The organism is Agrobacterium sp. NPDC090273, assembly GCF_044772305.1.
Classification (GTDB): Bacteria; Pseudomonadota; Alphaproteobacteria; order Rhizobiales; family Rhizobiaceae; genus Agrobacterium.
This window is the reverse complement of sequence record NZ_JBIVYN010000011.1, coordinates 138,161-164,069: the sequence shown is the minus strand read 5'-3', so window position 1 is coordinate 164,069 and position 25,909 is coordinate 138,161. Positions and strand designations below refer to the sequence as shown.

General features: G+C 57.2%; 25 protein-coding genes and 1 tRNA gene. 11 read left to right on the top strand and 15 right to left on the bottom strand.

Features of this window, described 5'->3' with window-relative positions; all coding sequences use genetic code 11:
- From ACIQT8_RS23495 to ACIQT8_RS23455, 9 genes are all read right to left on the bottom strand, one after another.
- Positions 1 to 468: a hypothetical protein gene (locus ACIQT8_RS23495; RefSeq protein ID WP_400970426.1), complete on the bottom strand. Its 468-nt coding sequence runs from the start codon at positions 466 to 468 to the stop codon at positions 1 to 3.
- 244 nt (positions 469 to 712) lie between these two features.
- Positions 713 to 919, bottom strand: coding sequence for a hypothetical protein (locus tag ACIQT8_RS23490; RefSeq protein ID WP_400970423.1), 207 nt, complete (start codon positions 917 to 919; stop codon positions 713 to 715).
- 58 nt (positions 920 to 977) lie between these two features.
- The gene (locus ACIQT8_RS23485; RefSeq protein ID WP_138793555.1) at positions 978 to 1,352 is read right to left on the bottom strand and encodes a response regulator transcription factor; all 375 of its coding nucleotides are present in this window, start codon (positions 1,350 to 1,352) and stop codon (positions 978 to 980) included.
- A 90-nt stretch (positions 1,353 to 1,442) separates the two neighbouring features.
- Complete coding sequence (locus tag ACIQT8_RS23480) at positions 1,443 to 2,075, bottom strand: response regulator transcription factor (protein ID WP_138793556.1); 633 nt, start codon at positions 2,073 to 2,075, stop codon at positions 1,443 to 1,445.
- Positions 2,068 to 3,648 carry an ATP-binding protein gene (locus ACIQT8_RS23475; protein ID WP_262527312.1) on the bottom strand — a complete coding sequence of 527 codons (1,581 nt, stop codon included), beginning with the start codon at positions 3,646 to 3,648 and terminating at the stop codon, positions 2,068 to 2,070. Before ACIQT8_RS23475 ends, ACIQT8_RS23480 begins: the two co-directional genes overlap by 8 nt.
- 195 nt (positions 3,649 to 3,843) lie before the next feature.
- A complete protein-coding gene (locus ACIQT8_RS23470; RefSeq protein ID WP_400970418.1) occupies positions 3,844 to 5,433 on the bottom strand; it encodes an MFS transporter in 1,590 nt (529 codons plus the stop codon).
- Positions 5,430 to 6,530, bottom strand: a complete 1,101-nt coding sequence (locus ACIQT8_RS23465; protein ID WP_400970415.1) for an HlyD family secretion protein — start codon at positions 6,528 to 6,530, stop codon at positions 5,430 to 5,432. Before ACIQT8_RS23465 ends, ACIQT8_RS23470 begins: the two co-directional genes overlap by 4 nt.
- 5 nt (positions 6,531 to 6,535) lie before the next feature.
- On the bottom strand, positions 6,536 to 7,369 hold the full coding sequence (locus tag ACIQT8_RS23460) for a formate/nitrite transporter family protein (RefSeq protein ID WP_262527309.1): 834 nt from the start codon (positions 7,367 to 7,369) through the stop codon (positions 6,536 to 6,538).
- Positions 7,370 to 7,583: 214 nt separating this feature from the next.
- Positions 7,584 to 9,878, bottom strand: a complete 2,295-nt coding sequence (locus tag ACIQT8_RS23455) for an FdhF/YdeP family oxidoreductase (RefSeq protein ID WP_400970412.1) — start codon at positions 9,876 to 9,878, stop codon at positions 7,584 to 7,586.
- Between the two features lie 433 nt (positions 9,879 to 10,311).
- Between ACIQT8_RS23455 and ACIQT8_RS23450 the strand changes: the two genes are divergently transcribed.
- From ACIQT8_RS23450 to ACIQT8_RS23425, 6 genes are all read left to right on the top strand, one after another.
- The gene (locus ACIQT8_RS23450) at positions 10,312 to 10,830 is read left to right on the top strand and encodes a Dps family protein (protein ID WP_400970409.1); all 519 of its coding nucleotides are present in this window, start codon (positions 10,312 to 10,314) and stop codon (positions 10,828 to 10,830) included.
- 1 nt (position 10,831) lies between these two features.
- Positions 10,832 to 11,812, top strand: coding sequence for an alpha/beta fold hydrolase (locus ACIQT8_RS23445; RefSeq protein WP_400970406.1), 981 nt, complete (start codon positions 10,832 to 10,834; stop codon positions 11,810 to 11,812).
- A gap of 70 nt (positions 11,813 to 11,882) precedes the next feature.
- Entirely contained in the window at positions 11,883 to 12,059 is a 177-nt protein-coding gene (locus ACIQT8_RS23440) for a hypothetical protein (RefSeq protein WP_400970403.1), read from the top strand.
- A 70-nt stretch (positions 12,060 to 12,129) separates the two neighbouring features.
- Positions 12,130 to 12,639 carry a redoxin domain-containing protein gene (locus ACIQT8_RS23435; protein ID WP_400970400.1) on the top strand — a complete coding sequence of 170 codons (510 nt, stop codon included), beginning with the start codon at positions 12,130 to 12,132 and terminating at the stop codon, positions 12,637 to 12,639.
- Positions 12,636 to 13,157 carry a DsbA family protein gene (locus ACIQT8_RS23430; RefSeq protein WP_400970397.1) on the top strand — a complete coding sequence of 174 codons (522 nt, stop codon included), beginning with the start codon at positions 12,636 to 12,638 and terminating at the stop codon, positions 13,155 to 13,157. Before ACIQT8_RS23435 ends, ACIQT8_RS23430 begins: the two co-directional genes overlap by 4 nt.
- A 275-nt stretch (positions 13,158 to 13,432) precedes the next feature.
- On the top strand, positions 13,433 to 13,669 hold the full coding sequence (locus tag ACIQT8_RS23425; RefSeq protein WP_138793565.1) for a hypothetical protein: 237 nt from the start codon (positions 13,433 to 13,435) through the stop codon (positions 13,667 to 13,669).
- A gap of 149 nt (positions 13,670 to 13,818) precedes the next feature.
- Here the strand turns inward: ACIQT8_RS23425 and ACIQT8_RS23420 are convergent, their stop codons facing one another.
- From ACIQT8_RS23420 to ACIQT8_RS23410, 3 genes are read right to left on the bottom strand one after another with little or no spacing between them, the layout of a single operon-like run.
- Positions 13,819 to 15,135, bottom strand: coding sequence for a c-type cytochrome (locus ACIQT8_RS23420; protein ID WP_400970393.1), 1,317 nt, complete (start codon positions 15,133 to 15,135; stop codon positions 13,819 to 13,821).
- Positions 15,136 to 15,139: 4 nt separating this feature from the next.
- On the bottom strand, positions 15,140 to 16,909 hold the full coding sequence (locus tag ACIQT8_RS23415; RefSeq protein ID WP_400970390.1) for a GMC family oxidoreductase: 1,770 nt from the start codon (positions 16,907 to 16,909) through the stop codon (positions 15,140 to 15,142).
- A 21-nt stretch (positions 16,910 to 16,930) separates the two neighbouring features.
- Entirely contained in the window at positions 16,931 to 17,662 is a 732-nt protein-coding gene (locus ACIQT8_RS23410; protein ID WP_400970387.1) for a gluconate 2-dehydrogenase subunit 3 family protein, read from the bottom strand.
- 371 nt (positions 17,663 to 18,033) lie between these two features.
- Between ACIQT8_RS23410 and ACIQT8_RS23405 the strand changes: the two genes are divergently transcribed.
- Positions 18,034 to 19,059, top strand: a complete 1,026-nt coding sequence (locus ACIQT8_RS23405; RefSeq protein WP_400970384.1) for a LacI family DNA-binding transcriptional regulator — start codon at positions 18,034 to 18,036, stop codon at positions 19,057 to 19,059.
- 172 nt (positions 19,060 to 19,231) lie between these two features.
- Here ACIQT8_RS23405 and ACIQT8_RS23400 read toward each other — a convergent pair whose 3' ends face one another.
- The 3 genes from ACIQT8_RS23400 to ACIQT8_RS23390 all read right to left on the bottom strand — a co-directional run bounded on the left by ACIQT8_RS23400 (position 19,232) and on the right by ACIQT8_RS23390 (position 21,385).
- Positions 19,232 to 19,594 (bottom strand): hypothetical protein, encoded by a 363-nt coding sequence (locus tag ACIQT8_RS23400; RefSeq protein ID WP_400970473.1) that lies wholly within the window; start codon positions 19,592 to 19,594, stop codon positions 19,232 to 19,234.
- Positions 19,595 to 19,940: 346 nt separating this feature from the next.
- Positions 19,941 to 20,030 (bottom strand) — tRNA-Ser (locus ACIQT8_RS23395).
- A 197-nt stretch (positions 20,031 to 20,227) separates the two neighbouring features.
- Positions 20,228 to 21,385, bottom strand: coding sequence for an ROK family transcriptional regulator (locus ACIQT8_RS23390; RefSeq protein WP_400970470.1), 1,158 nt, complete (start codon positions 21,383 to 21,385; stop codon positions 20,228 to 20,230).
- Between the two features lie 190 nt (positions 21,386 to 21,575).
- Here ACIQT8_RS23390 and ACIQT8_RS23385 point away from each other — a divergent pair, with 190 nt between their 5' ends.
- The 4 genes from ACIQT8_RS23385 (at position 21,576) to ACIQT8_RS23370 (ending at position 25,894) form a co-directional block, all read left to right on the top strand.
- Positions 21,576 to 22,883: an extracellular solute-binding protein gene (locus ACIQT8_RS23385; protein ID WP_400970381.1), complete on the top strand. Its 1,308-nt coding sequence runs from the start codon at positions 21,576 to 21,578 to the stop codon at positions 22,881 to 22,883.
- Between the two features lie 71 nt (positions 22,884 to 22,954).
- A complete protein-coding gene (locus ACIQT8_RS23380; protein WP_262527298.1) occupies positions 22,955 to 23,845 on the top strand; it encodes a carbohydrate ABC transporter permease in 891 nt (296 codons plus the stop codon).
- A gap of 3 nt (positions 23,846 to 23,848) precedes the next feature.
- The gene (locus ACIQT8_RS23375; protein ID WP_400970378.1) at positions 23,849 to 24,766 is read left to right on the top strand and encodes an ABC transporter permease subunit; all 918 of its coding nucleotides are present in this window, start codon (positions 23,849 to 23,851) and stop codon (positions 24,764 to 24,766) included.
- 3 nt (positions 24,767 to 24,769) lie between these two features.
- Entirely contained in the window at positions 24,770 to 25,894 is a 1,125-nt protein-coding gene (locus ACIQT8_RS23370; RefSeq protein WP_400970376.1) for an ABC transporter ATP-binding protein, read from the top strand.
- Positions 25,895 to 25,909 lie beyond the last annotated feature (15 nt).

Sequence of the window (25,909 nt, the reverse complement as noted above, 5' to 3'; positions counted from 1 at the left end):
TTAGAAATCCTTGTTCATGGCGATTTGGGACGAGGCTTCGATAAGGCGCGGCTGCGAAGCCAGCTGCAGTGTGGCGATCCGGTCGATCAGTTCCGCATTGAAAAGCCGGTGTTGAAGTTGGCAGAAGGTTTTGGGGTCGAGCGTTTCATGGCGATCGGCTTTTTGAGCAGCGCGCGTCGCGATGCAGGACGTTTTGTCCAGGGTCGGAACAGGCTGTGCCCCTGCGGTCGTATCATCGTCTGCCGTCGTGGAGACGGACAGGCCAGCCAACCGGTCGATTGTCTGTGGTGCGACAATGTGGAATGCGCTGGCTGATGCGACGTCCTCCGAAGCAGCAAGAGCCGGTTCGGTGTTCCTGATCAGGAAAGCATTGCCCGCGAGCACTGCTACCGCGCCCAATGTCAAAACTGCCGCGACTTTGAGGGGACGAGGCTTACGCTCGTCTGCATTTTTGCTGATGGAGGTCATGCCGTGCTCCACAAAAAGGGTGATGGTGTCATGAGGACCAGCCCTTTGGGGGCGCCGCTTGACTGGAGCAAAGGCTACGGTGCGGCGGAGGCGTCGGCATCTATACAGAGGTCTAGTTTGTATGTGCTGAAGTGTTAGGGGGCGATCCGATCACTGGAATGCCGCAGCCTTAAACGGCAATGCGTGCCCAGACGGTAAGGCCTGAGCATGAGAGAGCGATTGTGTGTTGGGGATCAGGATACGGTCAGGGCGAGGGAAGGGCTGCCTGCACCGTCTTGGAAGGCCGATCCAGATGTTCAGCCGTCAGGTGGTCCAGCGTCGACATCGCTCCGTTTCTCTCGACTTCACAGCGAAGCGTATAGGACTGGTTCGACTGGCTGCTGAAAAGATTGGCGGATAGAGAAAGAACGCCGTTCTTTTCGGAGATCTGCAGATTTGACAATGACAGCAAAGACTCTACTCCTCTTCCATGAACAAACGTCGGTTGGCCATTGGCGTGGTGGTGTGGATCAGGACTGCTGGCCGAGGGCGGATTCCAGGCAGCCGATCAAGTTGCCAATATTGACGGGCTTGCGAAGAAAGGCAAAGGCGCCACCGCTCAAGGCTGCATTGCGTGTCCGGTCATCCTCATAGGATGTCACGAAGATCATCGGCGGGTGATTGCCGCGCCGGTTCAGTTCGCTCTGCAGTTCGATGCCGGAGAGACCTGGCATTTTTACATCCACGACAATGCAGTCGATTGCCGCGTGCTGTTCGAATTTCAGGAACTCCTCTGCAGAGGAAAACAGGCGGCATTCGTAACCGAAGGACATGATGAGGTCATCCATGGCTTCACGGATAGCCTGGTCGTCGTCAACGACGGCGATGATGGGTACGGGGGGCAATGAGGCGACCTTTTCTGTTTTTCTTTATATCTTCTATGCGCCCGCGCCGGTTTAAATGATACCATACTAAGATACAGGTGGTTTGTGCTTCTAACCAAGCAACTCCGCTTTTCTGACAAGATCAGCAACGGATCTCGCTTCCATTTTGCGCATGACGTTGCCTCTGTGCAATTTCACGGTCACTTCGCTGATTCCGAGCTCGTAAGCGATCTGCTTGTTCATCAGGCCGCGAACGACGGCGCCCATGACCTCGCGTTCTCGTGGTGTCAGTTGCTCGGCAAGAGACGCGACAGCCTCGTTCTGGGCGTTCTCCAGCCGTCGCGAGGCATCGCGTTCCATGGCGGTCGCGACAGCATCGAGAATGTCCTGCTCCTTGAACGGTTTTGTCAGGAAGTCCACGGCGCCAGCCTTCATTGCCCTCACACTCATTGGAATGTCGCCGAAGCCGGTCATGAAAATGATCGGCATCCTGTTGCCGATGCGATCCATCTGCATCTGGAAATCAAGGCCGCTGATCCCGGGAAGGCGCACGTCCAGCAGCAGACAACCATGCCGGTCGAGATTGGCTTTCTCAAGAAAAGCCGCCGTGCTTTCGAAGGCTTCGGCGTCGAACTTCATGGACCTGAAAAGATCAGTCAGAGCCTCTCGCATGGATATGTCGTCATCGACGATGAACACGACCGGCGAAGGCGGTTCCTTGGATATCTTGCGTGCTTCAGGCATGCTCAACCTCCGGGCTGATTGGCATGGAAATGGCAAAAACCGCGCCACCGAGAGGGTGGTTGTCGCCATCAAGCCGCCCACCGCGTGCTTCCAATGTCGTGCGGCAGATGGAAAGCCCCATTCCCATACCTGTCGCCTTCGTCGTGAAGAACGGCGAAAACAGCTTCTCCTTTATTTCTGCGGCAATGCCAGGCCCGTTGTCGCGAACAATGACGCGAATGGTATCGGCGTCCTGACTTTCCTTTCGAACGGTTATTGTGCGATTGCCAATGCCCGCTTCGTCCATGGCCTGAATGGCATTGGTGAGCAGATTGATGAGAACCTGCTGCAGTTCGATCCTGACGGCCTTGACCGGCGGCGTGGTTTCCTTTTCGACATTGACGGTCGTACCGCTGCGTTCCAGATCGTGTTCGAGGAGACCGAGCGTCTCGTCAATGAATTCGTCCAACTCGAAGGTTTCGAGCTTGCCACCGGTATGGGCCAGCATGCTTCTGGTGTTTTCGATGATCTCGCTGGCGCGCTGGCTGTCGCGGATCATGCGTTCGGCCGAACGGCGCGCCGCCGCAAGATCGGGTGGATCGCGATCCAGCCAACGCAGCAATGTCTGCGCATTGACGATGATGGCGCCGAGCGGCTGGTTCAGTTCGTGAGAGAGGGAGGCGGACATGGCCCCGACGGTCGCGGCTTTTGAGGCTTTCGTCAGTTCGGCCTGTGCCTCGGCGAGAGCCTTGAGCGCCATTTCGCGCTGGGTGATGTCGACCATGCTCACCACCACCCGATTGAAGGAGGAGGATTCCGCCGGAAAACTGATTGAAAGAAGCACCAGCCTGTCTTCGCCGCCAACAGTGCGGACGACCACCTTGTCTTCGAAAACCCGCCTGTTATCGACAATGGCTTGCAGCACATCCAGAAACTTGTCGGGTGCGGAGACAACCGACTGCTTTAAGGTGCCGCTGACGGAGGAATCGTAACCGAGCATCTCCTTGCCGGCTTCGTTCGAGGCAACGACGGTGATGAGATCGATGCACTTCTGGGTAAATCCTGGATTGGCGCGGGCATGAGCGCGCATATCGACAATACCCTGCTGTTTGAGATCCACGAGCAAAGTATGAAGCCTGGAGTAGTCGCGTTCCCACAGCGCCACGCGCGTACGGTCGAAAATCGAGCGGTATCGTTCTTCGCTTTCCTTCAGTTCGGCGTTGATCGAAAGCAACGCCAGACGGGCGGTTTCCGTCTTCAGCAGCAACATTGTCGTGACCGCCAGAGCCGATAAGGCGACGAGAAGGCGCAGTGCGGATTGCAGGTCTGCATCCTGTGCGTGCGTCATGGCGTATGACAATAACGACAGGATGGCGCAGGCGAAGGAGATTGTGATCAGTGCAGATCGCGTGATTGCCTGAGCGGCCAAAAGCATCGTGATCACGTAGAGCACGGCGATGGCGCCTTCGATGTCGGTGTAGGTATCGACATAAAAGACGGCCGCAGCCAATGCCAGGGCTCCCAGACCGAAGGCGAGATGATGGGCTCCGCCTTCCGGTTCGCGAGAGCGAAATATCGTTGACGCAATCGACATTGTTCCCCCGATGCGATTTTTCACGACAATACGTTTTTTCGAGCACAACCTAACCTATACATTGGTCTGGGTCGGGCGCGTTCCTGCACGCAAGGATATCGGGAATATTGCGCCGCGGTATTGAAAAATACACTCCATTTTTGGATGAAAGTGTTCCGGGTGAAGAGAGCAGATGCCGACTTTTCGGTCTGTACCTCAGGTTGTCGGGCGTTGCTGGTGCTCATAGTCGGGGTGAAGCGGGCCAAACGGCATTTTTCCCATGAATGCCACCAGTGCAAGACCTGCTACAGCGGCAACGAAAGACAGCATGAACATGTCGGAATAGGCCAGAACATAAGCCTGAGTCCGGATTTGCGATGCGGTGAGAAGCAAGGCGTCAAATGTGCCGTGACTGGACTTGCCGAAAACCGTCTGGAGCCGCTCCATCCACATATGCAGTTCAGGCGAACCAGCGCTCACCTTCTGGCTCAGAATGGCGGAATGGAATTGTTCGCGTTGCCGTAGCCATGTTGTCATCAGGCTTGTTGCCAGCTCGACGCTGCCCAGTCTGATGACCTGAATATAGGCGGAAACCGCTGTCGCACGTTTTGGGTCGGAGTTGGCGATCAGATAAACAACGGTCGAGAAAAATGCGAAAGCCTGGCCAGCGGTATAAAGAAGAACCGTTGGCTGAAAATTATCCGGTGACCAGTCGGCTGTCACGCGAACGCCGAAGAGCGTCCCGGCCGCCATGAGAAGAAGCCCGATGATGATGCCAATGCGGGAATCGAAGCGGCGTTGAAGAATGATGGCCGCCATCGTGAAGAGCAGCACCGGTATGACGGCGCTTGTAAAATAGAGGCTGGAGATGGCGATGGGCCGTAATCCGCCGACCGTTTGCAAAAAGCCGGGAACCGCGATCGCGCCACCGGCACTGCACAGACTGAAGCAGATGATGACTGCATAACCCAGGCCGATGTTGCGTGACAGAATGACACTGGCATGTGCCCAGGGGTGTCTGACCAGGCTTTCATTGAGGAAAAAACCGACAGCCAACACACATCCACCCGCGATCAGTGCGCTGATCGTTCCAGATTGGAACCAGTCGAGCCGGTTGCCTTGGTCCAGGCCGATATAGATCAACATCATCGCTGTTCCGAGCAGCATCATGCCACCCCAGTCGGCGTGTTCCAGCAGACCGATATCGATCTTTTCTTTCGGGGCCGCGACGATCAAAAGTAGCGCTATGAGCGGTGCAAGGATCACATCCTGCCAATATAGCCATTGCCAGCCAAGGTAGTCGCCATAGATGCCGACGAGCACGAAACCGAGGCTTTGCGACAGGGGAACACGCAGCGCATAAAGCGCAATGCCGATCAGCCAGTATCTCGTTGCAAGATTGCGGAAGACCACCATCAGCGTTGCGGGGATGAAAACCCCGAGCAGCAGTCCTCTGACGGCATGCAAGACGAGCAGCACGGTCCCTCCCGGCACCTGAGGGATTGCCCAGGACACCACGGCATAGGCCAGTGCGGAGGGGATCATGATACGGCGAATGCCGAACACCGTGACCAGCCAGGCGACTGCCGACGAAACGAGGATTTGGGGTGAATTGGCGATGGTGTTCAGCCAGGAGGCTTCGTCGGCACTAAGCGAATAGGCGCCGCGCAAATCCGGGAGCCCGACCGCGAAGACACGGGTGTCGAAGCCGACGACAAAAGACGCCAGCAGAAGCGCTGCAACGATGAGCACAGGCCGACTGGCGTTGATGCCGCTCGTGACAGGTCCGAAGATGCGTGTTGTCATCGCCGAGATATGTCTTGATGAGAGGTATCGACCGTGACGATGGCCGACATTCCCGGTTTCAGCAGGCCGATCTCAGGCTGGTCCGGTTCAAGGTCTATTCGGAGTGGAATGCGTTGGACAACCTTTGTGTAGTTTCCGGTGGCATTGTCGGCTGGCAGTAGTGCGAAAATTGCTCCACTGGCGGGTGACAGCGCGGCGATCCTTCCGTGGAGTGTCTTTCCGGGAAATGTATCGATGGTCACGTCTGCACGGTTGCCCGGTGCCATATGGGCAAGTTGGGTTTCCTTGAAATTCGCCGTAACATAGACATGCGGCAGGGGAACTTCAGAGACGATCCCGGAACCTGCATTGACGACATCGCCCTCGTGAACGAGTTTGCGGCTCAGCACTCCGTCAAAAGGGGCTGTTATGCGTGTGTAGCTTCGATGGATCAAAGCCGTCTGCAGATTGGCGCGAGCGCCGTCCGCCTGAGCCTCAAGAAGCGGCAGTTCCCCTTGAAGAACCTTTAGTTGTGCCTGCTGTTGATCAATGGCAGCCGAGCTCGATTTCACCGCGGCTTCCGCCTGCAGGAACGCCGACTGAGACTGTTGACGCTGGTGCTCGGACGTCGCGACACCGAGATCATTCTGTCGCTGCAGTTCTGCGCGTGTCTGGGTCTGTTGCGCCAGCGCCGAGGCATTCTGCGCTTCAGCGACCCGGATGACCGCCTTTTGCAACTCAACCTGATTGGAAAGGTTGGCCACCGAGGCGTTCGCCGCGTCGAGGGTTGCCTCGGCAGCGCTCACCGCCGCATCATATTCGCTGGGGTCTATTTCAGCCAGAAGCTGCCCTTTGGCAACCTTCTGGTAGTCCGCGACAGGAAGGCTTTTGAGAACGCCGCTGATCTGCGCGCTGAGCGTTGAAACATCGGCGCCGACAACGGCATCGTCGGTTGTCTGGCTGTCGGCATCCGCAACCCATTTGCCCCAATCACTGATTGACCATGAGACGCAGGCCATGACGGCTGCGATGGCAAACAGCGGGATTGTCAGCCGCCTGATGCCGGCTCGCGTCATGGTGGGTATCGGGGGAGGAGAAGGATCGTTCCGGTCATTCATCGACGTTACGCCTTGTTGCGGCCCGCGCGGGCTTTATCGCCAAGCGCTGCGGGCACAGGAACGAAGGACACGTGACCACTGCTGCGGAACTGCACCCAGTAACCGAGCGCCATGAAGACGGAGCCACCGACGAGGTTGCCCAGCGTGACCCAGACAAGGTTATGTACTGCACCGGAAATCGTGACATTGGCGGGATGTTCGCCCAACAATGCCATCGAGAATGTGAACATGTTGGCCACGGAGTGTTCGTAGCCGGCGGCTACAAAAATCGTAATCGGCCAGAAGATCAGCATGATCTTTGCTGCTGCATTTTCGGTGCGGCCTGCCATCCAGATCGCCAGACAGACCAGCCAGTTGCAGAGGATGCCGCGGGCGAAAAGCTCGGTCGATCCGGCAGACATCTTGGCGGAAACGGCGGCGAAAAACGCCGCACTGCCATCACCGAGCAACACGCCGCCGCCTGCCATGTGGAACAGGGCGGCAAGAAGAACAGCGCCGACGAGATTGCCGAGCCATGCGCTGCACCAAACGAGGAACACGTCTGCAATGCCCGATCGCCCCATCAGGAACGCGAGAGGCATATACATTGCCGTTCCCGTGAACAGTTCCGAACCGGCAAAGACCACGATTGTCAGAGCGGAGGAAAAGACCGCTCCCATCACCAGATGGCTCCAGGCGGGATCGACGTGAGCACTGACGGTGAACATCAGGATATCGCCGAAACCGATATAGGCACCGGCCATGGCCGCGCCCGTGAGAAAGGCGAAAAGCTGTTTTCTTACCACTTGCGCCTTATGGGCGCCCGACTCGGCGAAACCTGTTATGGAATCCTCGTACATGACAAAACCTCGCATCTGACCGCCTGAAGATCGGCCACGTTTTTGATGCGATCAGGCTAGTCTCTCGATTGCACGGGCTGAATCATACCAAGGTGTAGTCGGGCCATCGGAATGGACAGGTTTGCGGGAGATGGCGAGACACCAACGAATGAAACCCCGTCACGATCGCGACAGGGTTTCCAGTTGAAACGGGGCCGGTGAACAATCCGATAGGTCAATCGCTTGCCGCAGTCACGGTGACCGGGACACCCTTGTAGGAAGGTGTGCCGGACAGCCGGTCGTAATGGCTGAGCGCGACGACGGCGTTCATCTCGGGATAATAACCAGCAGCCGACCCCCTGGGGATGTCGTAGGCAATAGCGGTGAAGCCCTGTACGAGATGTTTTCCGGTGTCATCTGCGACGAGGCCATGAATATCGATCCTGTCTCCGTCCTTTAGGCCGCGCGTTGCAAGGTCGTCCTTGTTCATGAAGATAACATCGCGGCGACCGAACACGCCGCGATAGCGATCGTCCATGCCGTAGATCGTCGTGTTGTACTGGTCATGGCTGCGGATTGTCGTCAGCACAAGCGCATCGGGATTGCCGACCCTTGGATCTTCGTCTAGCCCGGCGGAGATCAGAAAGTTCGCCTTGCCGCTCTGCGTGTTCCAGCGACGGAAGGAGGCCGCGACATCAAGGCGAAAGCCGCCCCGCACCCGCACCCTCCTGTTGAAATCACGGAAGTCGGGGAACACCTCTTCGATCTTGTCACGAATGCGGTCGTAGTCTGCAATCAGCCAATCCCAGTCGATGCCGTGGCGGTTTCCAAGCGTTGCCCTGGCAATGCCGGCAATGATGGCCGGTTCGGACTTCAGCAGCTCCCCTGGCGGGTTGAGAAAACCGCGCGAAGCATGAACCATTGACATGGAATCCTCGACGGTGACGGCCTGTGGTCCCGAAGCCTGTGTATCGAGATCTGTGCGTCCGAGGCATGGCAGGATGATGGAGGTTCTGGCGGTCAGAAGATGTGAGCGATTGAGTTTTGTTGCGATATGGACGGCAAGGTCAAGCTTGCACATGCCCGCAAATGTCACACCCGGGTCGGACATGGCAACGGCGAGGTTTCCGCCAAGGCAGATCAGCGCTTTCGATTTTCCGGCCGCGATCGCTTCGATGGATTCAATGGCGTTATGGCCTTTGTCCCCGGAGGGTCTGAAGCCGAAAGCGCGCTCCATTCCATCGAGCAGCGCCTTGTTGGGAATTTCTGTAATGCCGACGGTCCGGTCTCCCTGCACGTTGGAGTGGCCACGGATCGGAGCTATTCCGGCACCCTCGCGGCCCATATTGCCACGAAGCATGAGGAGATTGGCAATCTGCTGCACGTTGCCTGTGCCCTTGGCGTGCTGGGTGATGCCCATGCCGTAACAGATGATGACATTGGAGGCATTTGCGTAAATCCGGGCGACGCTTTCGAGCGCCTCTTTCGTCAACCCGCTGACCGAGCAGATCGTTTCCCAGGACGTGTTGTCGATATCGGTGTGAAGCGCTTCGAAGCCTGCTGTGTGTTCTGCAATGAAGGCACGGTCGAGGACACCCTCGCCACCTGCTGCCAGGCTTTCGGCATCCATGTCGAACACCGCTTTCATAATGCCTTTGAGGGCGGCCAGATCGCCGCCGGTGCGAACCTGATGGTAGGCGGAGGCGATTTGCGTGGAAGACAATGTGACCATCTCTACCGGGTCCTGCGGGGCAGCGAACCGTTCCAGCGCCCGCTCCTTAAGCGGGTTGAAGACCACGATCGGCACGCCGCGCCGGGCGGCATTGTGCAACGTCGTCATCATGCGCGGATGATTGGTGCCAGGGTTGTGACCGAAGCTGAAGATGGCATCGGCGTGGTCAAAATCCTCCAGCGTGACGGTGCCCTTGCCGACGCCAATCGATTTTGGCAGGCCGACACTGGTCGCTTCATGACACATGTTGGAACAGTCCGGAAAATTGTTCGTGCCATAAGCGCGGACAAAAAGCTGGTAGAGAAACGCTGCTTCGTTGGAGGCGCGGCCAGATGTGTAAAATTCGGCTTCATCCGGGCTGTCGAGCTTGTTGAGCTCCTGGGCGATCAGGCTGAAAGCATCATTCCAGTCAATCTGCTCGTAGCGATCGGTTTCGGCGTTGTATCGCATCGGAACGGTGAGGCGGCCGGCATCCTCCAGATTGTGATCGGTCCATTCCCACAGTTCGGAAACGCTGTGCTGTTCGAAGAATTCCGGTCCCGATCGTTTGGCGGTGGATTCCCATGTAATGGCCTTGGCGCCGTTTTCACAGAACTCGAAGGATGAGGTGTGTTTTGGATCGGGCCATGCGCAGCCAGGACAGTCAAAACCTTCAGGCTGGTTCGCCTTCAGCAATGTCATCGTACCCTGCGCGACGATTTGCTGGTGCGCGAGTGTCTTGGCGACAGCTTTCAGCGCTCCCCAGCCACCGGCGGGTTGATCATATTGTTCGATACCTTCCGGGCGTTGATCTTCCATGTCTGCAACTCCTTGACGCTTCACCGGTGTTGAGCGGGGTTTCTGCACGCCCAAAATAGCTGCGATCGCGCGGGGTAAACATAATACCCAAGCATAGGTTGCCAGTTTTTCGCAGGTTCCCGTGGCGAAAAAAAAGGCCGTCTCCGGGCGGCGGAAGACGGCCTTGGCGGATCGAGGGGATGATCCGCGGCTCCGGAGGAGGGGAGGGACACCGGAGTTGTTGGCTTTGACGAGCCAGTCGCCTTCGAGGGGGAGGCGATGACCAAAAGCTACGCCGTGCCGGGATTTGTCGAAACTACACTTAGGTATCGGATCGACTGTACCAGCAGCCGATTTCTCCGGCCCCCTGCTTCTACCTATCCTTCAGGCAGATCAGACAGCAGCAACATGAGCGCTCAGCAACGAGCGGTCATTTGCTCAAAGGAGAAAGATCATGGACACGATCACAGCCACCAGACACCGCAAGCTTCCACTGGCAACGCCAACCGATCTCGGCGCTGATGCGACCCGGGAAATCTCCGCTGCGCTGACCGCGCTGCTGGCGGATGTTTTCACGCTCTACCTCAAGACCAAGAATTTTCACTGGCATGTTTCCGGACCGCATTTTCGCGACTACCACACGTTGCTCGATGAGCAGGGCGCGCAGATTTTTGCGATGACGGACGACGTTGCCGAACGTGCCCGCAAAATTGGCGGCACGACCATCCGTTCGATCGGCCATATCGGGCGCCTTCAGCGCATTCTGGATAACGATGCCGAATTCGTATCGCCGGACGACATGCTGGCGGAGCTTCGCGAGGATAACAAGCAGCTGACAGCGATCCTGCGGCAGACGCACACACTGACGTCGGAACACAATGATCACGCCACGACCAGCCTGATTGAAAACTGGATCGACGAGACAGAGCGTCGCACCTGGTTCCTGTTCGAGACGACGCGCCGTGAGCGGTGAGATGATCGAAAACCCAATCGAACTGGCAATTTCCAGACGGCATGTCCTTCTGGCCGGTGCCGTCCTTTCCACCGCGATGACCATGCCGTCGCTCGCTTTTTCAAAAAACACCCAAGCACCGAACGAAGGAGTATTTCCCATGACCGGATCATTCGTAAAAACCAAAGACGGCGTAGAGATTTTCTACAAGGATTGGGGTCCGAAGGATGCCCAGCCGATCGTTTTCCATCACGGCTGGCCACTGTCGTCCGACGATTGGGACGCCCAGATGCTGTTTTTCGTTCAGAATGGTTATCGTGTCGTTGCCCATGACCGCCGGGGTCATGGCCGTTCACAGCAGGTCTCCGAGGGTCATGATATGGACCACTATGCGGCTGATGCGGCGGCTGTCTTCGAGCACCTGAACCTCAGGAATGCCGTTCATATTGGTCACTCGACGGGTGGCGGCGAAGTCGCACGTTACGTCGCCAAATTTGGCCAGCCTCAGGGACGCGTGGCCAAGGCTGTGCTTGTGTCTGCCGTTCCTCCGCTGATGCTGAAAACCGCCTCGAACCCCGGCGGTTTGCCGATCGAAGTGTTTGACGGTTTCCGCAAGGGGGTCGCTGACAACCGGGCCCAGTTCTTCGTCGACGTGCCAGCCGGCCCGTTCTACGGGTTTAACCGCCCGGATGCGAAGGTCTATCCCGGTGTGATCCAGAACTGGTGGCGTCAGGGCATGATGGGCAGCGCCAAGGCTCACTATGATGGCGTCAAGGCTTTCTCCGAAACCGACCAGACTGATGATCTCAAGGCAATCACTGTACCCACGCTCGTCTTGCACGGCGACGACGACCAAGTCGTGCCGATTGCAGATTCCGCAGAACTGTCGGTCAAGCTTTTGAAGAATGGTACGCTGAAGGTCTACAAAGGGTATCCGCACGGCATGTTGACGATCCACGCGGACGTCATCAATCCCGACCTGCTCGCCTTCGTGAAGGCTTGATCTGAAACGCGCTGCTGCCCGCGCAGAAAACCGCGGGCAGAAGCTCTTCCCTGGTGCGAAGGAGCTGCCGATGCGGTTGAAAACACCTTGTGATGATCCCGCTCTTCGAGACGGCATCGCAAGCCTCCCTGAGATGGAGGATATCCAGCTTGAACTTCCCTTGCTGCAAAGCTCCCCCGAGGATCAAACGCTTCTTGTCGAAGAAGAGCTGCATCCTCTGGCATCCGAAACCATCATCCGGATTTGACCGCAGGTTCCCGCGTGCATGTGGGCCATAGGAGACCCGCGTGCATGTGGGCCATAGGAGAAATGAAATCATGTCTGAACATAACGCTAGCAAGGCACTTTCGGCGGGAACCCGCGCTCCCGCATTCAGCCTGCATTCGACGCCGGACCAGACTGTAGCGCTGGAGGATCTTCAGGGAGCGCCGGTCATCTTGGCCTTCTATCCGGCCGACTGGAGCCCGGTCTGCGGTGACCAGATGGTGCTCTACAATGCCGCACTTGCGGCGTTTCACGCTCGTGGAGCACAACTCCTCGGCATTTCCGTGGATGGCGTGTGGTGCCACGCGGCATTTGCCGCAGCCCGCAACCTGCATTTCCCATTGCTGGCCGATTTCGAACCGAAGGGCGAGGTCGCGCGTCGCTACGGAGTTTACCGGGATGCGGACGGAATAACTGAACGCGCCTTGTTTGTGATCGATGCCGGCGGTGTCATTCGCTGGAGTTACGTTTCTCCTCTCGGCATCAACCCCGGTGCCGATGGTATTCTCGACGCACTTGATGCCATCGCTGCCGTTCCTTCTCTGCAGGAGATAAACGCATGAGCCGGCTCACTATTCCCGTGAATGAATACGACCATGTCCAAGGCTCACGCTCCGCCGCCGTTACGCTGGTGGAATATGGCGACTATGAGTGCCCCTATTGCGGAGAGGCCTATCCTGTTCTCAAGGCTGTCCAGAGCGCTATGGGAGACGAACTGCTGTTCGTATTCCGCAACTTTCCTTTGGCCGAGATGCATCCGCATGCCATGCGTGCCGCCGAGTTTGCCGAGATAGCGGCGAGCCACGGACTTTTCTGGCAGGCCCACGACCTTCTTTACGAAAACCAGCAGGCCCTGACGGATGGAGATCTGCGCCGTTATGCCGACGTTTTGGGTTTTCCATCTTCGGACACCGCACAGATCCTGGCGCGTCGTTTCGACCGCAAGATCGAGGATGATTTCCAAGGTGGTCTCAGAAGCGGTGTGAACGGCACACCGACCTTATTCATCAATGGCCTGAGGTATAATGGCCCGCGCGATGTCGAGAGCCTGGTCACGGTTCTAAGGCAGGTGGCTCGCTGAAGTTTCCAGGTCGCACGTGCGATATGCTTCCCATGTTTAAGCCCAGCAGCTGCGACAGATACATGTGGTTGGATAGGAACTATCCTTATTCCACAGCGTTTGCATCACAGGAGTCACTGTGTCAAACGGACATGACAGCGCCGAAGAACATCAGGATTTTTCCGTTTTCTCCTGATGGCCAACGAAACGGCAGACGAGCTTCTTACCTGTCCAGTGTACTCCGTCCCGCTTCAGGGACTATTTCGTCACCAAATTCGTTGTCGGGAGGCTTTGATATGGAAATGACACAGACACGCCGGCTCGCCGAAGAATACCTGCGGCTCGGGGGCACGAGGCAAGTGATGATTGACGATGACAAGACGTTCGTGCGCCAGTATCAGGACGACCCACCAGCCGCCAAGGCGTTTTGGCTGGAGAACATTGCCGGGTTGGATGAGGACACTCTGGAAGACGTCGAGTTCTTTCTTCCTTCAGTCAATTCAGATGCGAAACCGCAGAGCGATAAGCACTGATGTCTTGACTAGCTAGCCTGTGATCAGTGCAGACGAAAATGCCATTGCCGCCTGCCAGATCAATCGTGTTGGTCGATCGCTCCCCAGCCGTGTGACGTTCAAGGCTGGGGTGATTATTTGTTGGGCGATCAGGTGGTTCACCTCTTTGCTCAGGGCGTCGACATTTTCTGGTGTGCCTTCAGGAACGTCCGAAGCCGGCCGACATCCTCTTCCTGAACAGGGGATGCTGCATTGCCCCAGGAATTGCGAACGTAATTCAGTAAGGTGGCGATCTGGACATCGTCCATTTTCCAGTCGAATGCTGGCATCCCGGCCGCTGTCTGGCGATCGTGCGTATGCGGAGCACGAGCACCCTGGAGCATGGCATGGATCAGACTGGTGGCATCGGCTGACAGCAGACCATGATTATCCTTGAAAGCGGGTACCATACCCTCGATGCCTTCGCCCTGCAGTCCGTGGCATGCAGAGCAGTTGACCTCATAGGCGAGCGCAGCCTTCTGCATGGCCGTCGTATCGGTCGGCATCGGCCTTGCAGCCTCTGTCGGAGAGGGCGGAAGCGACTTGAGATAAGTACCCACCGCGCGCGCATCGGCCTCGGTGAAATATTGCGTCGAATGCTCAACGGCTTCCGCCATCGGACCTGCGGCAACCGCGATACCGTCGGCGCCTGTCCTCAGGTAATTTGCGATGTCCTCGACAGTAGACGAACCAAGCCCGACATGGGGATTGGACGTCAGGTCCGGGGCGTACCACGCGCCGATGTTGCCACCCTGCAGATAAGCCGAGCTCATTTCCCCGCCGAGCGGGTTACGGGGCGTGTGGCAGGCGGCGCAGTGGCCGGGACCGTCGACGATATATTTGCCGCGGTTCCAGGCCTCATCCTTCACAACATCTTGCTCGAAACCGGAATTGTCGAAGAAAAGCATGTCCCATCCGGCCATCGCCAGTCGGATGTTGAAGGGGAAGGGCATGCCGGCATTCTCGTCGATATCGTTTTTCACCGGCTTGACCGTTGACATGTAGGCCCACAGATCATGCACGTCCTGATCGCTCAGTTTTCGATAGGCGGTGTATGGCATGGCCGGGTAAAGCAGGCCATGCTGACCGATGCCCTGCCGCACCGAATTGAAGAAGTCGCGTTCGGTCATGTTGCCGATCCCGGTTTCCGGCTCCGGCGTGATGTTGGAGCTGACCAGCGTCCCGAACGGCGTCTTCATGTTGTAGCCGCCGGCAAACCTGCCACTCTCGCGGGTATGGCACGCCGAGCAGTCGGCCAGCCGCATCACATATTCGCCACGCTTTATGGCTTCGGCGTCTGTCGATTTGAAATCGGCCAGCCGCACGCTGTCGTCGGCAACGCCGGACGCGGATGTTTCGAGGCTGGTCCAGGCCCAGAACCCTGCGCCCGCTGCCGCGATAACGGCAACGATCGCCAAGCCGCCACCGATTTTTTTCCAGTTTGCCATGATCTTATCCCTTCACCAGCGGGCCGGGGTTGTTCACATAGGTCTGATGGATGGCCTGCGCGGCGCGGACCGCGAGCGCGCCGACGGTGACCGTCGGGTTGTAGCCGCCGTTCATCGGGAAGGCGGACGCGCCGACGACGAAGACGTTGTGAACGTCCCAGCTCTGCAGGAAGGGGTTAAGCGCCGAGGTGGTGGGATCCGCTCCCATAACCGCGCCACCAATGGTGTGCGAGGAATGCTGCATGTAGGGGTTCCAGCTGTGCTCAGCCTGGTTGTCGACGATGATGTCCTGACCACCGGCTTCGCGCATGATCTCGATGGAACGATCCACCGTGTACTTCAGCATGTTTTTGTCATTCTGGTTCCAGTCGAAGGTCAAGCGGAGAAGCGGCTGGCCATGGCGATCGCGATAGGTTGGATCGAGGTCGAGATACGCGTCTCGAACAGGCATCGAGGTACCCTGGATGAAGATGCCCGCGCCCTGATTGTAGTCGCGTGCGTAAGCTTCCTTCCAGGCGGAACCCCAGCGCTTCGAGCCCGGGCGCAGGTTGTTCATGTTCTGGATCGGCCGGCCATTGGTGGAGTAGCCCATGATCCCGGCGCCGCCGATGAAGTCGAGTTTGGAATGGTCGAAGTTGTCGCCATTGAAATCATCAATCTGCACCGCCAGCGCACCGCCACCGATGAACGGATTGATATATTTGTCCGGGAAGAAGGCATTGACCGTACCGCAGGTCTGATAGGTGTAATTGCGACCCACCGTGCCCTTGCCGCTGACTGGATCATATTGTTCACCAATGCGGGAGAGCAGCATCAGGCGGACGTTGTCCATCTGATAGGCCGTGATTACGACTATATCGGCTGGTTGAAAGCCTTCCTGACCTTCTTTGGTGACGAACTTCACACCTTTGGCGGTCTTGCCGTCATCATGCTTGACGGCATGTAGGACTTCAGTCTCCGTAAGAAGCGTGAAGTTCGATCGGCGCATCAATGCCGGCAGGATACAGGCCTGCGGCGACGATTTGGAGAAGTTGCCGCAACCATGGAAATCGCAGAAGCCACAATAGGTGCATGGCCCCATAGTGACGCCGAGCGGGTTCACATAGGCCTGACTGATATTGCCGGCGGGAATGGTGAAGGGGTGATATCCCAAACGGTCTGATGCCTCGCGAAATTCGCGCAACCAGAACGTGTCCTTGAGGGGCGGGGTGGGGTAATCGCGGTTTCGTGGTCCTTCGAAAGGATTGCCGCCTGGTTTTATGTCGCCATTGAGGTTGCCGGCGATGCCCGATGTACCGGCGATGCGCTCGAACCGGTCGTAATAGGGCTCCATATCTTTGTAGGTGACACCCCAGTCCTGCAGTTGCAGACCATCGCCTTTGGCAGCGCCGTAACGCTCCCGGGTCTGGGTGGCGATTTCGAAGTCCCAGGGCGTAAAGCGCCAGGACATGCCTGCCCAATGGGTGCCGGCGCCGCCGACATTCCAGCCAAATTGATAAGCCGACCAATTGCGAACCGGTGCTGCCGTCTGGTCCATGCTGTTGCGGAACGTCGTCGTCTCGACGCTCATCGGCTGCAGCAGTTCGCGGCGCGTATGCCAGCGTAGTTCGTCAGGATCGACAGCAGGTGGAAAATCGGTGGAGGTGTCTCGCCACGCACCGCGTTCGATGGCAACCACGTTAAGGCCAGCGCGTGTCAGTTCTTCGGCCATGATTGAGCCGGACCAGCCGAGCCCACAGATGACCACATCCGCCTTGGGACGTTCTATCGTCATTATTTTTCTCCTGAAGGGATATCAGTCGTTGGGGATCAGGCTGACCGGAACGAGGTTCAGGTTCTCGCCGCGTCGATCGACATAGGGCCGGTAATCGTAGCGGGCGCCTGGGAAGCCAATCATCTTCCAGCCCGCCATGTCACGGTTTCCGCCGTAAATCGGGTCAGCCAGATAGCCTTCACGGGCGTTTTGCAGCATGAGTTCGAAGAACGACTTGCCGTGCACACCATCAGGAAGTTCGATGCGACTTTCTTCCAGGCCCGTCAAAATCTCATCGATGCGATCCGCTGAAAGCGCATGGAAGGCAATGCCATCAGTGGCCTGTGCATAGGTTTCAAGAGCCTTGAGGCCCGCTTCATAACGCTGCCGTGGCGTCTGGGTAAACTGCGGCGACCCCATGATCGCTTCTTCATTCTCAGGCTTTACCGGGCCTTCGAGATAAAGGGCGCGCCCTTCGCCATAATGTCCGGCGAGTTGGTCATCCAAAAACTCAAGACAGCCCGCTTCGGTGGCAGATGGCCCGAACGTGTCGCTCGGAATCAGGCGGTCGAACACAGCGGCGAGCGTGCGGCGATCGTTGTCCTGTGTGAACACTTGGAACGAGCCGCCTTTGATGGCGGGCTTCGGAAGATGGTCAGGTGACATTGCTGTCTGTGCGGGAAAACCCTTGAGTTCAGCGGCGGTCGATGGCGAAACAAGTGCCGACGTCGTCACTGCGGCTCCGAAGGAGCGAAGCAGGTCTCTACGCTTCATGGAAAAATCCTTTCGTTATTCAAACGGTCGAAAAGACAAGTGGGTTTTTTCGCGCGCCGGAAAGGACGCGCGGTGAAATCGACCGCGGCTGTGTTTGGGCTAACTTATGAGCGAGGACAGAAAAGCATTTTGGATAGAGCACCTAAGGTTCGTTGCTTCCTGCGCTAGATCGACGCACGGCGTGTGGCAAGATGTCCAAAATTGACATTTGCATAATCCCTCACAATGAGGGTCGTGATGGCTTTCTAATGCCCTCAAAATGATGGGTTTTGACGAAGCGACGCTGATCACGCAGTTAGTGCATCAACGAGTTTGACGCTTCGATGGACCGGTCATAAGAAGCGGCACCACCAACTAAAAAGGTTTCACGAGTGTCCCGGCATAAAACAATCGATGATCTCGCCCGAGAATCGAGAGTTAGCGTTTCCACGATCGATCGTATTCTCAGTGGCCGAGGGCAGGTTAAGCCCTCGACGATGGAGCACGTTCTCGCTGTTGCAGAACATATCGGATTCTATGGCGTAGAGACGATCCGCAACAGGCTGCTTGGCGATGCGCCGGAGCGGCGCTTCGGTTTTCTTCTTAACAGTCGAAGCAGGCTGCTTTACTCTGAGCTTGCTCAGGAATTGACGGAAATTGTCAGGAAAACCGTTGCGGTGAGAGGCCATTTCGTTGTGAGCCATCTCACCGATACCGATCCGGACAGAGCGGCCGATGCTCTCGTGGAACTTGGCAAGGAATGCGATGCGATCGCCTGCGTATGCATCGATCACCCGGTGGTCAGTGCTGCAGCAGATGAACTCGCGCGGCGTGGGATACCCGTCGTGGCAATGATCTCGGATATCTCGTCACCCGCACGTGCTGGCTTTGTTGGGGCAAATGACCATCAACTCGGGCGCACTGCAGGCTGGTTTGCTAACCGGCTTGCCCGCCCGGGCAAGGCGGTCGTTCTCGTGGGATCTGAACGGTATACCTGTCAGCAACAGGCCGAGGCGAGTTTCAGAAGCTTTCTCAGAACGCAAACCACTGCGCTTGAACTCTTGAACACCAAGAGCACCGAAGAGTCCGATGAAACAGCCGAAAGGGTCACATTGGAACTGCTCAAAGAGCATTCAGGCCTTTCGGTCCTTTTTGCTGCCGGCGGTGGGATCGATGGCATATGCGCTGGCATTGAAAAGAGCGGGAGGAATGACATTACGCTGATTGGATGCGAAATGACGAGAAGTACGCGCAGCCGCGTTACCTCTGGCGAAATCGATGTTCTCCTTGTTCACCCTGTCGTTGAAATTGCCCATCAGGCAGTCTGCGCTATGATCAAGGTGTTGACGACGGCAGGACCACATCCCGCCTTCCAATCAATCCTCCCGTTCAACGTTGTCGTCAGTGAAAACTGTTGATCCACCCCGCCGAAGTCTCGCCGGACGACATCCATCTTGTTGTGAAGGTGTGGTCATCGCTGCGATTGACTATAAACAGCCGCGATTCTAGCGGCTGTTTTTTGTAGCAATCAGGCCGGCCAGAAGATCGCGCTAACGGCCCTATTTCTGGCAGGGAGCCACGCTGGGCAATTCACGCTTCGACTGGTTCGCGAACGTCATCCATGAGGAAATGCACGATGACGTAGTTCGTCGTGTATTTGTGACCGCTATCGGATATATTTTCGACAGCGCCACCATCGGCGGGATGCCATTTTTGGTAATGGGGATTGTTGGCGATGAGTGTGATCGCCTTGCCCGAAAACTTGCCGTCCAGCCGGTAGCGGGCCTCTGCGAGAGGCCAAATCTTTTCGAAATCCTGCTGGCTGATCCGGGCTTTCAAGGCTTTTCTCGATGTCGCTTTCCCAGGCGAGCCATCTTCGTGTGCCACCGGTGGAATATGCAGGTCTACCTCTTCCGCGCCGTCTAGCAGAAAGGCAAATTCGTCTGGCCACATGCGTCTCACGTATCGCTCCTCCCAAAGCTAACCGTCCAATAGCACCGTCATGATAGCGTCTTAGCCACAAGAGGCAATGGCCAGATGTTGTCGTTCATCTTGATCCCGAAAACGCCGCTGCTTGCGCCGCGATTTTGATTATTCCAATCTTGGGGCTAAGGATGACAGCCAACGCACTGACGTTCTGAACGCGTTTCAGCCTCTATGCCGTTATGTGAAAGCTATTACGCGAAGTCGACCAACTGAAGCCCTGTGCCCTCACCATGCGTTCGTGCGGTGATGGAAAAATCTTAGCGACCATGCCGTGAATCAAATTAGTTTGGAAATTACGCCCTAGCGTTGATTATGGCGGAGAGGGTGGGATTCGAACCCACGATACGGTTGCCCGTATGCCGCATTTCGAGTGCGGTGCATTCGACCACTCTGCCACCTCTCCGCGGGCACAACGCTTGCGTCGTGCGGGCCCCTCTTAAACATCAATAGCGGGACTGACAAGGGGTATTTCATCTCTGCGTCACAAATTCTCGTCGCTCATGGGAATGTTTCTCTGCCATGCCGATTTCCATAACCGCCAGCAACGGAGGCTGTTGTTTTGACAGTGGCTGCACTGGCGCCGAGACGTCGGGTTCTGCGCTAATAAAATGTTCGGCGGAAGGGCATGATGGCGGCGCCGATGGCTGGAGCATCGGTTGCTATTTCCGATACGATCAGCTTAGGCCCGGGACGGTGGACGCCATATCGTGGGCGGTCGAAGAGTTTCGATCTGTCGATCATCATTCGGGCGAGGTCTGGGGGGATCTGGCCACCAAATACGATCGCTTGCGGATCGATAACGGCGCGAATGGCATTGATGAGGCGGTTATAAGCGGGCGTCGTTTCTTCCAGCCATTCGTTGACGCCTGGCCAGTTCCGATCGAAGTTTCGGCGCATGTAGTGGATCGAGGGCACGTTGATGCCGTTTCGGTTCAGCCGGTCGATCAGATATTGGAGCGCCGGGCGACGTTCCGATTCCTCCGCGTCGAACATGCCGGAGAATTCGCCTGCATTGCCGTTGCCGCCCTGCAGAAGTTCTCCATCGCTGATGACGCCGCCGCCAAAACCGTAGTTGAAACTCAGATATGCGAAGTGCCGGATGAATCGGCCAGCCCCGAACATGGATTCGGCTATCGCACCCGACTTGCCGCCATTGATGACCCAAGCCGGCCGGTCGAACAGGTCGGCGATGATTGGCCCAAGCTCGATCAGCGACCATTCATGCAGAGGAAGCGGTGCATTGTGACGGGTGCCATCGATGTGGTAGCCGGCGATGGCAAAGCCGGTCCCGAAGAAATTTTCGTCCTTGAGGTCGTTTTGCCTTTGCAGGTCTCTGACCTGCTGTTTCACGAGCTGCAATGCCTGGCTCATGGTTGTTTCGCGTAGCGTTACTTCGCGCTCGCCCAGGGTCTTTCCGGCGAAATCCGTAATGCAAATGCCAATCACATCCGTGTTGACCGAGATGCCGCAGGCATAAGCATGCGCCCCGTTCAGGCGCAGCATCGGGCTTGGCTGGCCGCGGCCCATTCCCGGTTTGGCCGAGCCCAGCAATATAATTCCACGGTCCGATAGCTGGTCGAGGATGCGATGTACGGATTGCTGCGTGAGATCCGTATGTCCGGTGATTTCCGAACGCGAGATGCCCGGGTTTCGCCAGATGAGCTGCAGCAGCCGCCGTTCATTGGGAGATACAACATCCACCTCGCCCGTACGGCGAAAACGCTCGGGGATCAGGGCTTCTGCGCTATAGGCTCTCATTACCGTCAAAGCCTTACCCATAAAGTGTATTTTATATCATTCTTTCAGTCGTGTTGACTTCAGCACTTATAGCCAAAGTTGAGGGTTTTCAAGCGCATTGCTTTGTCATCTAATTGTTACACATAAAGTGTAGTAATCCGCCGTCGCAGGCAGGGCCAGATAGGCTCGCCGCAAAATCAGCGAGGGCATGATGAAAAAGTTCACTTTGGCGGCGACTGTCGCACTTCTCGGATGTGCCAGCGCGGCGCAGGCCACCAATATTGAGTTCTGGTATGGCAATACCGGCCCTGTCGAGACTGCCATAAAGGCGCAGTGCGATGCCTTCAACGCGGCGCAGAGTGAGCACAAGGTCAACTGTGTTGGACAGGGCAGCTATGAAGTGTCGATGCAGAAAGCGATCGCCGCCTATCGTGCCAAGAACCATCCGGTTCTCATCCAGTTTTTCGACGCTGGCACTCTGGACCTTATGTTATCCGATGCTGTCGAGCCGGTGCAGGATCTGATGCCTGATGTGAAGTGGGATAATTACATCGGCGGCGCGCGCGCCTACTACGAAACATCCGCTGGCAAGCTGTTCGCACAGCCTTACAACTCTTCGACACTTCTGTTCTACACGAACAAGACGGAACTGGAGAAGGCGGGCGTCATGCAGACGCCGACGAACTGGGAAGAGGTTATTGATGCAGCTCGCAAGCTGAAGGCCGCCGGCCATGCATGTCCCTTCGTCACGGATGGCGATACCTGGCGTGTGCTGGAGCAGTTCTCGGCGCGTCACGGTCTGCCGATTGCGACAAAGCACAATGGTTATGATGGCCTCGACGCTGAATATGTCATCAACACGACCTTTGCCGCCAAGCATCTCGCCAATCTCGTCGAGTGGCGAAATGAAGGGCTCGTCAGGCTGGATGCCGACACTAAGGCCGGCAAATATGCAGCGGCATTCAATGCCGGCGAATGCGCGATGATGGAAGGTTCATCAGGCTCATACACCGCCGCCGCCAAGGCGTTTGAGGGCAAATACGAACTGACGGTCGATATGGCGCCAATGTACAAGGGCTACGAGCGTCACAACACCTTTGTCGGCGGCGCCTCCATCTATGTCATGAAGGGTCATGACAAGGCCGAGATCGAAGCGGCCAAGTCGTTCCTCGACTTCCTGCGTCGCCCGGAACAGCAGATGTTCTTCACCGCGGCGACCGGCTACGTGCCGGTGACGACGGACGTCGTTGATGAGATTGCCAAGAGCAACGAGGCAAATTCACCCAAATATGCCACTGCGAAGGTTGGCGTGGCGTCCATGGATCAGCCCTCGACGCCAGATACACGTGGCATTCGCCTCGGTTTCTACGTCCAGTTCCGCGAAGTCTTCATGGAAGAGACGCAAAAAGCCTTCGCAGGACGGCAGACCATGCAGGTCGCGCTCGATAACGCCAAGACGCGTGGCGACCAGTTGCTGCGTCGGTTCGAGCAGACCTACAAGGGTAAGACGCTGCCTTGATCCAAGCCTAGCATCCGCGGTGTGGGGCGCAGTGCCGTCCCGCACCTGTCTCCTGTTCTGGGACTTTTTCCATGTCGTCGGATTCTTTCCTGTTCAGCAATCGCTGGCTGCCTATCCTGTTGGTGGCGCCCCTGATGTTGCTGATCCTGCTGTTTTTTTACGTGCCTGTTTTTCAGGCCTTTTACTGGTCCTTTTACCTGGAACAGCCGTTCGGCGGCGGTTCGCAATTCGTTGGATTCGAGAATTTCTCCCGCGTCCTGTCTGACCCGGAGTTCTGGATTGCCGGCTGGCGGACGATCATCTTCATGTTGACGGCGTCGTCCCTTGCCGTTGCTGTGCCGTTGATGCTGGCGATTGCGGCAGACCGCAAGATCCGCATGTCGCTGCCGGCGCGCAACATTCTCGTCTGGCCAAAGGGTATCGCTGGTGCTTCGATCGGCGTTGTCTTTGCCTTCATCTTCAATCCGTTTGTCGGCATCATGGCGCCGCTCAACGGACTGTTTCCCGGTCTTTGGAACCCGGGTATCGATGGCACGGACGCCTTTATCACGCTGGTGGCGGCACATGTCTGGAGCGGAATTCCATTCAATTTCGTCATCCTGCTTGCCGGTCTGCGGTCCATTCCGCACACCATGTATCAGGCTGCGGCAATGGATGGCGCTGGCCCATGGCGGCGTATCGCCGATGTGCAGCTTCCTCTCATCATGCCGCAACTGTTTCTGACGTTCGTTCTGGAATTTACCGAGAGCATCACGTCGGTCTTCGCCCTGATCGACACGATCACCGGTGGCGGCCCGGGTGGCTCCACGACCCTGATGGTCTACAAGATCTACGTCGACGGTTTCAGGGGGTATGACCTCTCAGGTGCTTCCACGCAGACCGCGATCCTCATGGTTTTCGTTATTCTCATTGCGGCCTGCCAGTTCCTCTTCATCGGCCGACGCATCAACTACGAGCGCTGAAAAATGATCGAGAACGCACGCTCCATCAACATCGTTGCCAGCATCCTGCTGTTCATCGGGATCGTCTATATTGTCGGACCGCTTTATCTCACGCTGTCTACTGCCTCGCAGTCCTATGAATTCCTGCTGCGCAACGGGCTTGCCTGGTATCCGGGTGGCGAGTTTTTCACCAATGTCGGCAAGGTCATCAAAGACACGCGCATCCCGGTCCAGATGCTCAACAGCCTGATCGTGGCTTTCTCCAACGCATTCGCCACGTGTGCGCTGTCGTTCCTGTCGGCCTATGCGATCGTCTATTTCCGCGTACGGTGGGCAGGGGTGATATTTGCGCTGATCCTTGCAACGATCATGCTGCCGCTCGATATTCGTGTGATCACCACCTACCAGGTCGCGTCCAACATCTTCTCTCCGCTCAATGCGGTGCTGGATGTGACCGGGCTCAATACCCTCATTACCAGCATGTTCGGCGCACCGGTGCATCTCGAACTCAGCGTGCTCAATACGCATCTGGGCCTGGTCGCGCCATTGGTGGCGCATGGAACGGGTACTTTCCTGTTTCGACAGTTTTTCATGACGCTGCCCAAGGATCTGTTCAAGGCGGCGCGTATGGATGGGGCAGGGCCGATCCGTTTTCTGTTCGATATCCTTCTGCCGCTTGCCCGCACCAGTGTTGCCTCCCTGTTCGTCCTGACCTTTCTCAGCGGCTGGACGCAGTATCTGTGGCCGCTGGTGGGCGCTTCGACGCCGGACATGCAGACGGCGGTGGTGGGCCTTGCCCGCCTCGTGCCCGACAATGATGGGCAGGTTCCCGATTACCCGATGATTATGGCCGGTGCCGTACTCGTATCCCTCATTCCCCTTTCGATGATCGCACTTTTGCAGCGCTTTCTCGTTCAGGGCCTTGTTCTCTCGGAGAAATGACCAATGACCGCGATTGCTAAAGGTGCCGCAGCGGCTGATATCGAACTCATGGGGGTCACCAAGGCCTATGATGCCAAGACGGTCGTCATTCCGCCACTTGATGTGGCCCTGCGACCGGGCGAGTTTACCGTTGTTCTGGGTCCGTCCGGCTGCGGCAAGTCAACACTTTTGCAGATGATCGCCGGCCTTGAGCGGGTCAGCGGTGGCAAGATCATGATCGGTGGACGCGAGGTCCAGGATCTCGAGCCGAAGCATCGTGGTTGTGCCATGGTGTTCCAGAACTATGCGCTTTATCCGCATATGACCGTAGCTCAGAACATGGCCTACAGTCTCAAGGTCGCAGGCGTTTCGAAGGCCGAGCGTGCAGAGCGGGTCGCCACTGTCGCTAAGACTCTTGGCCTTGCCGATCTGCTTGCCCGCAAGCCAAGCCAGCTCTCGGGTGGGCAGCGCCAGCGTGTCGCAATCGGACGGGCGATCATTCGCGAGCCCGGCGTTTTGCTGTTCGATGAGCCTCTTTCCAACCTTGATGCGCAGTTGCGCCACGATATGCGTGTCGAACTTGCTGAATTGCATCGTCGCATCGGCGCAACCAGCGTCTTCGTGACCCATGATCAGGTGGAGGCGATGACATTGGCCGATCGCATCCTCATCCTGAACAAGGGTCGAGTTGAGCAGTTCGGCACGCCGAAGGAAATCTATCATCACCCAGCATCGGTCTTCGTCGCAAAATTCATCGGTGCGCCGCCGATGAACGTTCTCAACGTGACGGGTGATGGCACAACGTTGCGCCTGCCGGACGGGCAGGCCGTGGCGAATTACGACGGTAGAGGCAATTTCCAGCTTGGCATCCGCCCGGAGGATGTTGTCGTCATATCAGGCGGTTCTCTCAAAGCGGAAATTCGCTACCGTGAGGATCTTGGTTCGCACGAGATCATCGAGGCGGATCTGGCCGGTCAGCAGCTGCGCATTGCGACTCCGTTTGGCGCAGAAATTGGCGCGCTGCCGACACTATCCCTGTCGTTCTCGGTCGAGCGCCTGCATCTCTTCGACGGGGAAACCGGTCGTGCCATTCCCGGTGCCCTGAAGCCGGTGGAAATCGTGCGTGAAGGCATCAAGGAATATCACTGAACCATAGTTTTCGCC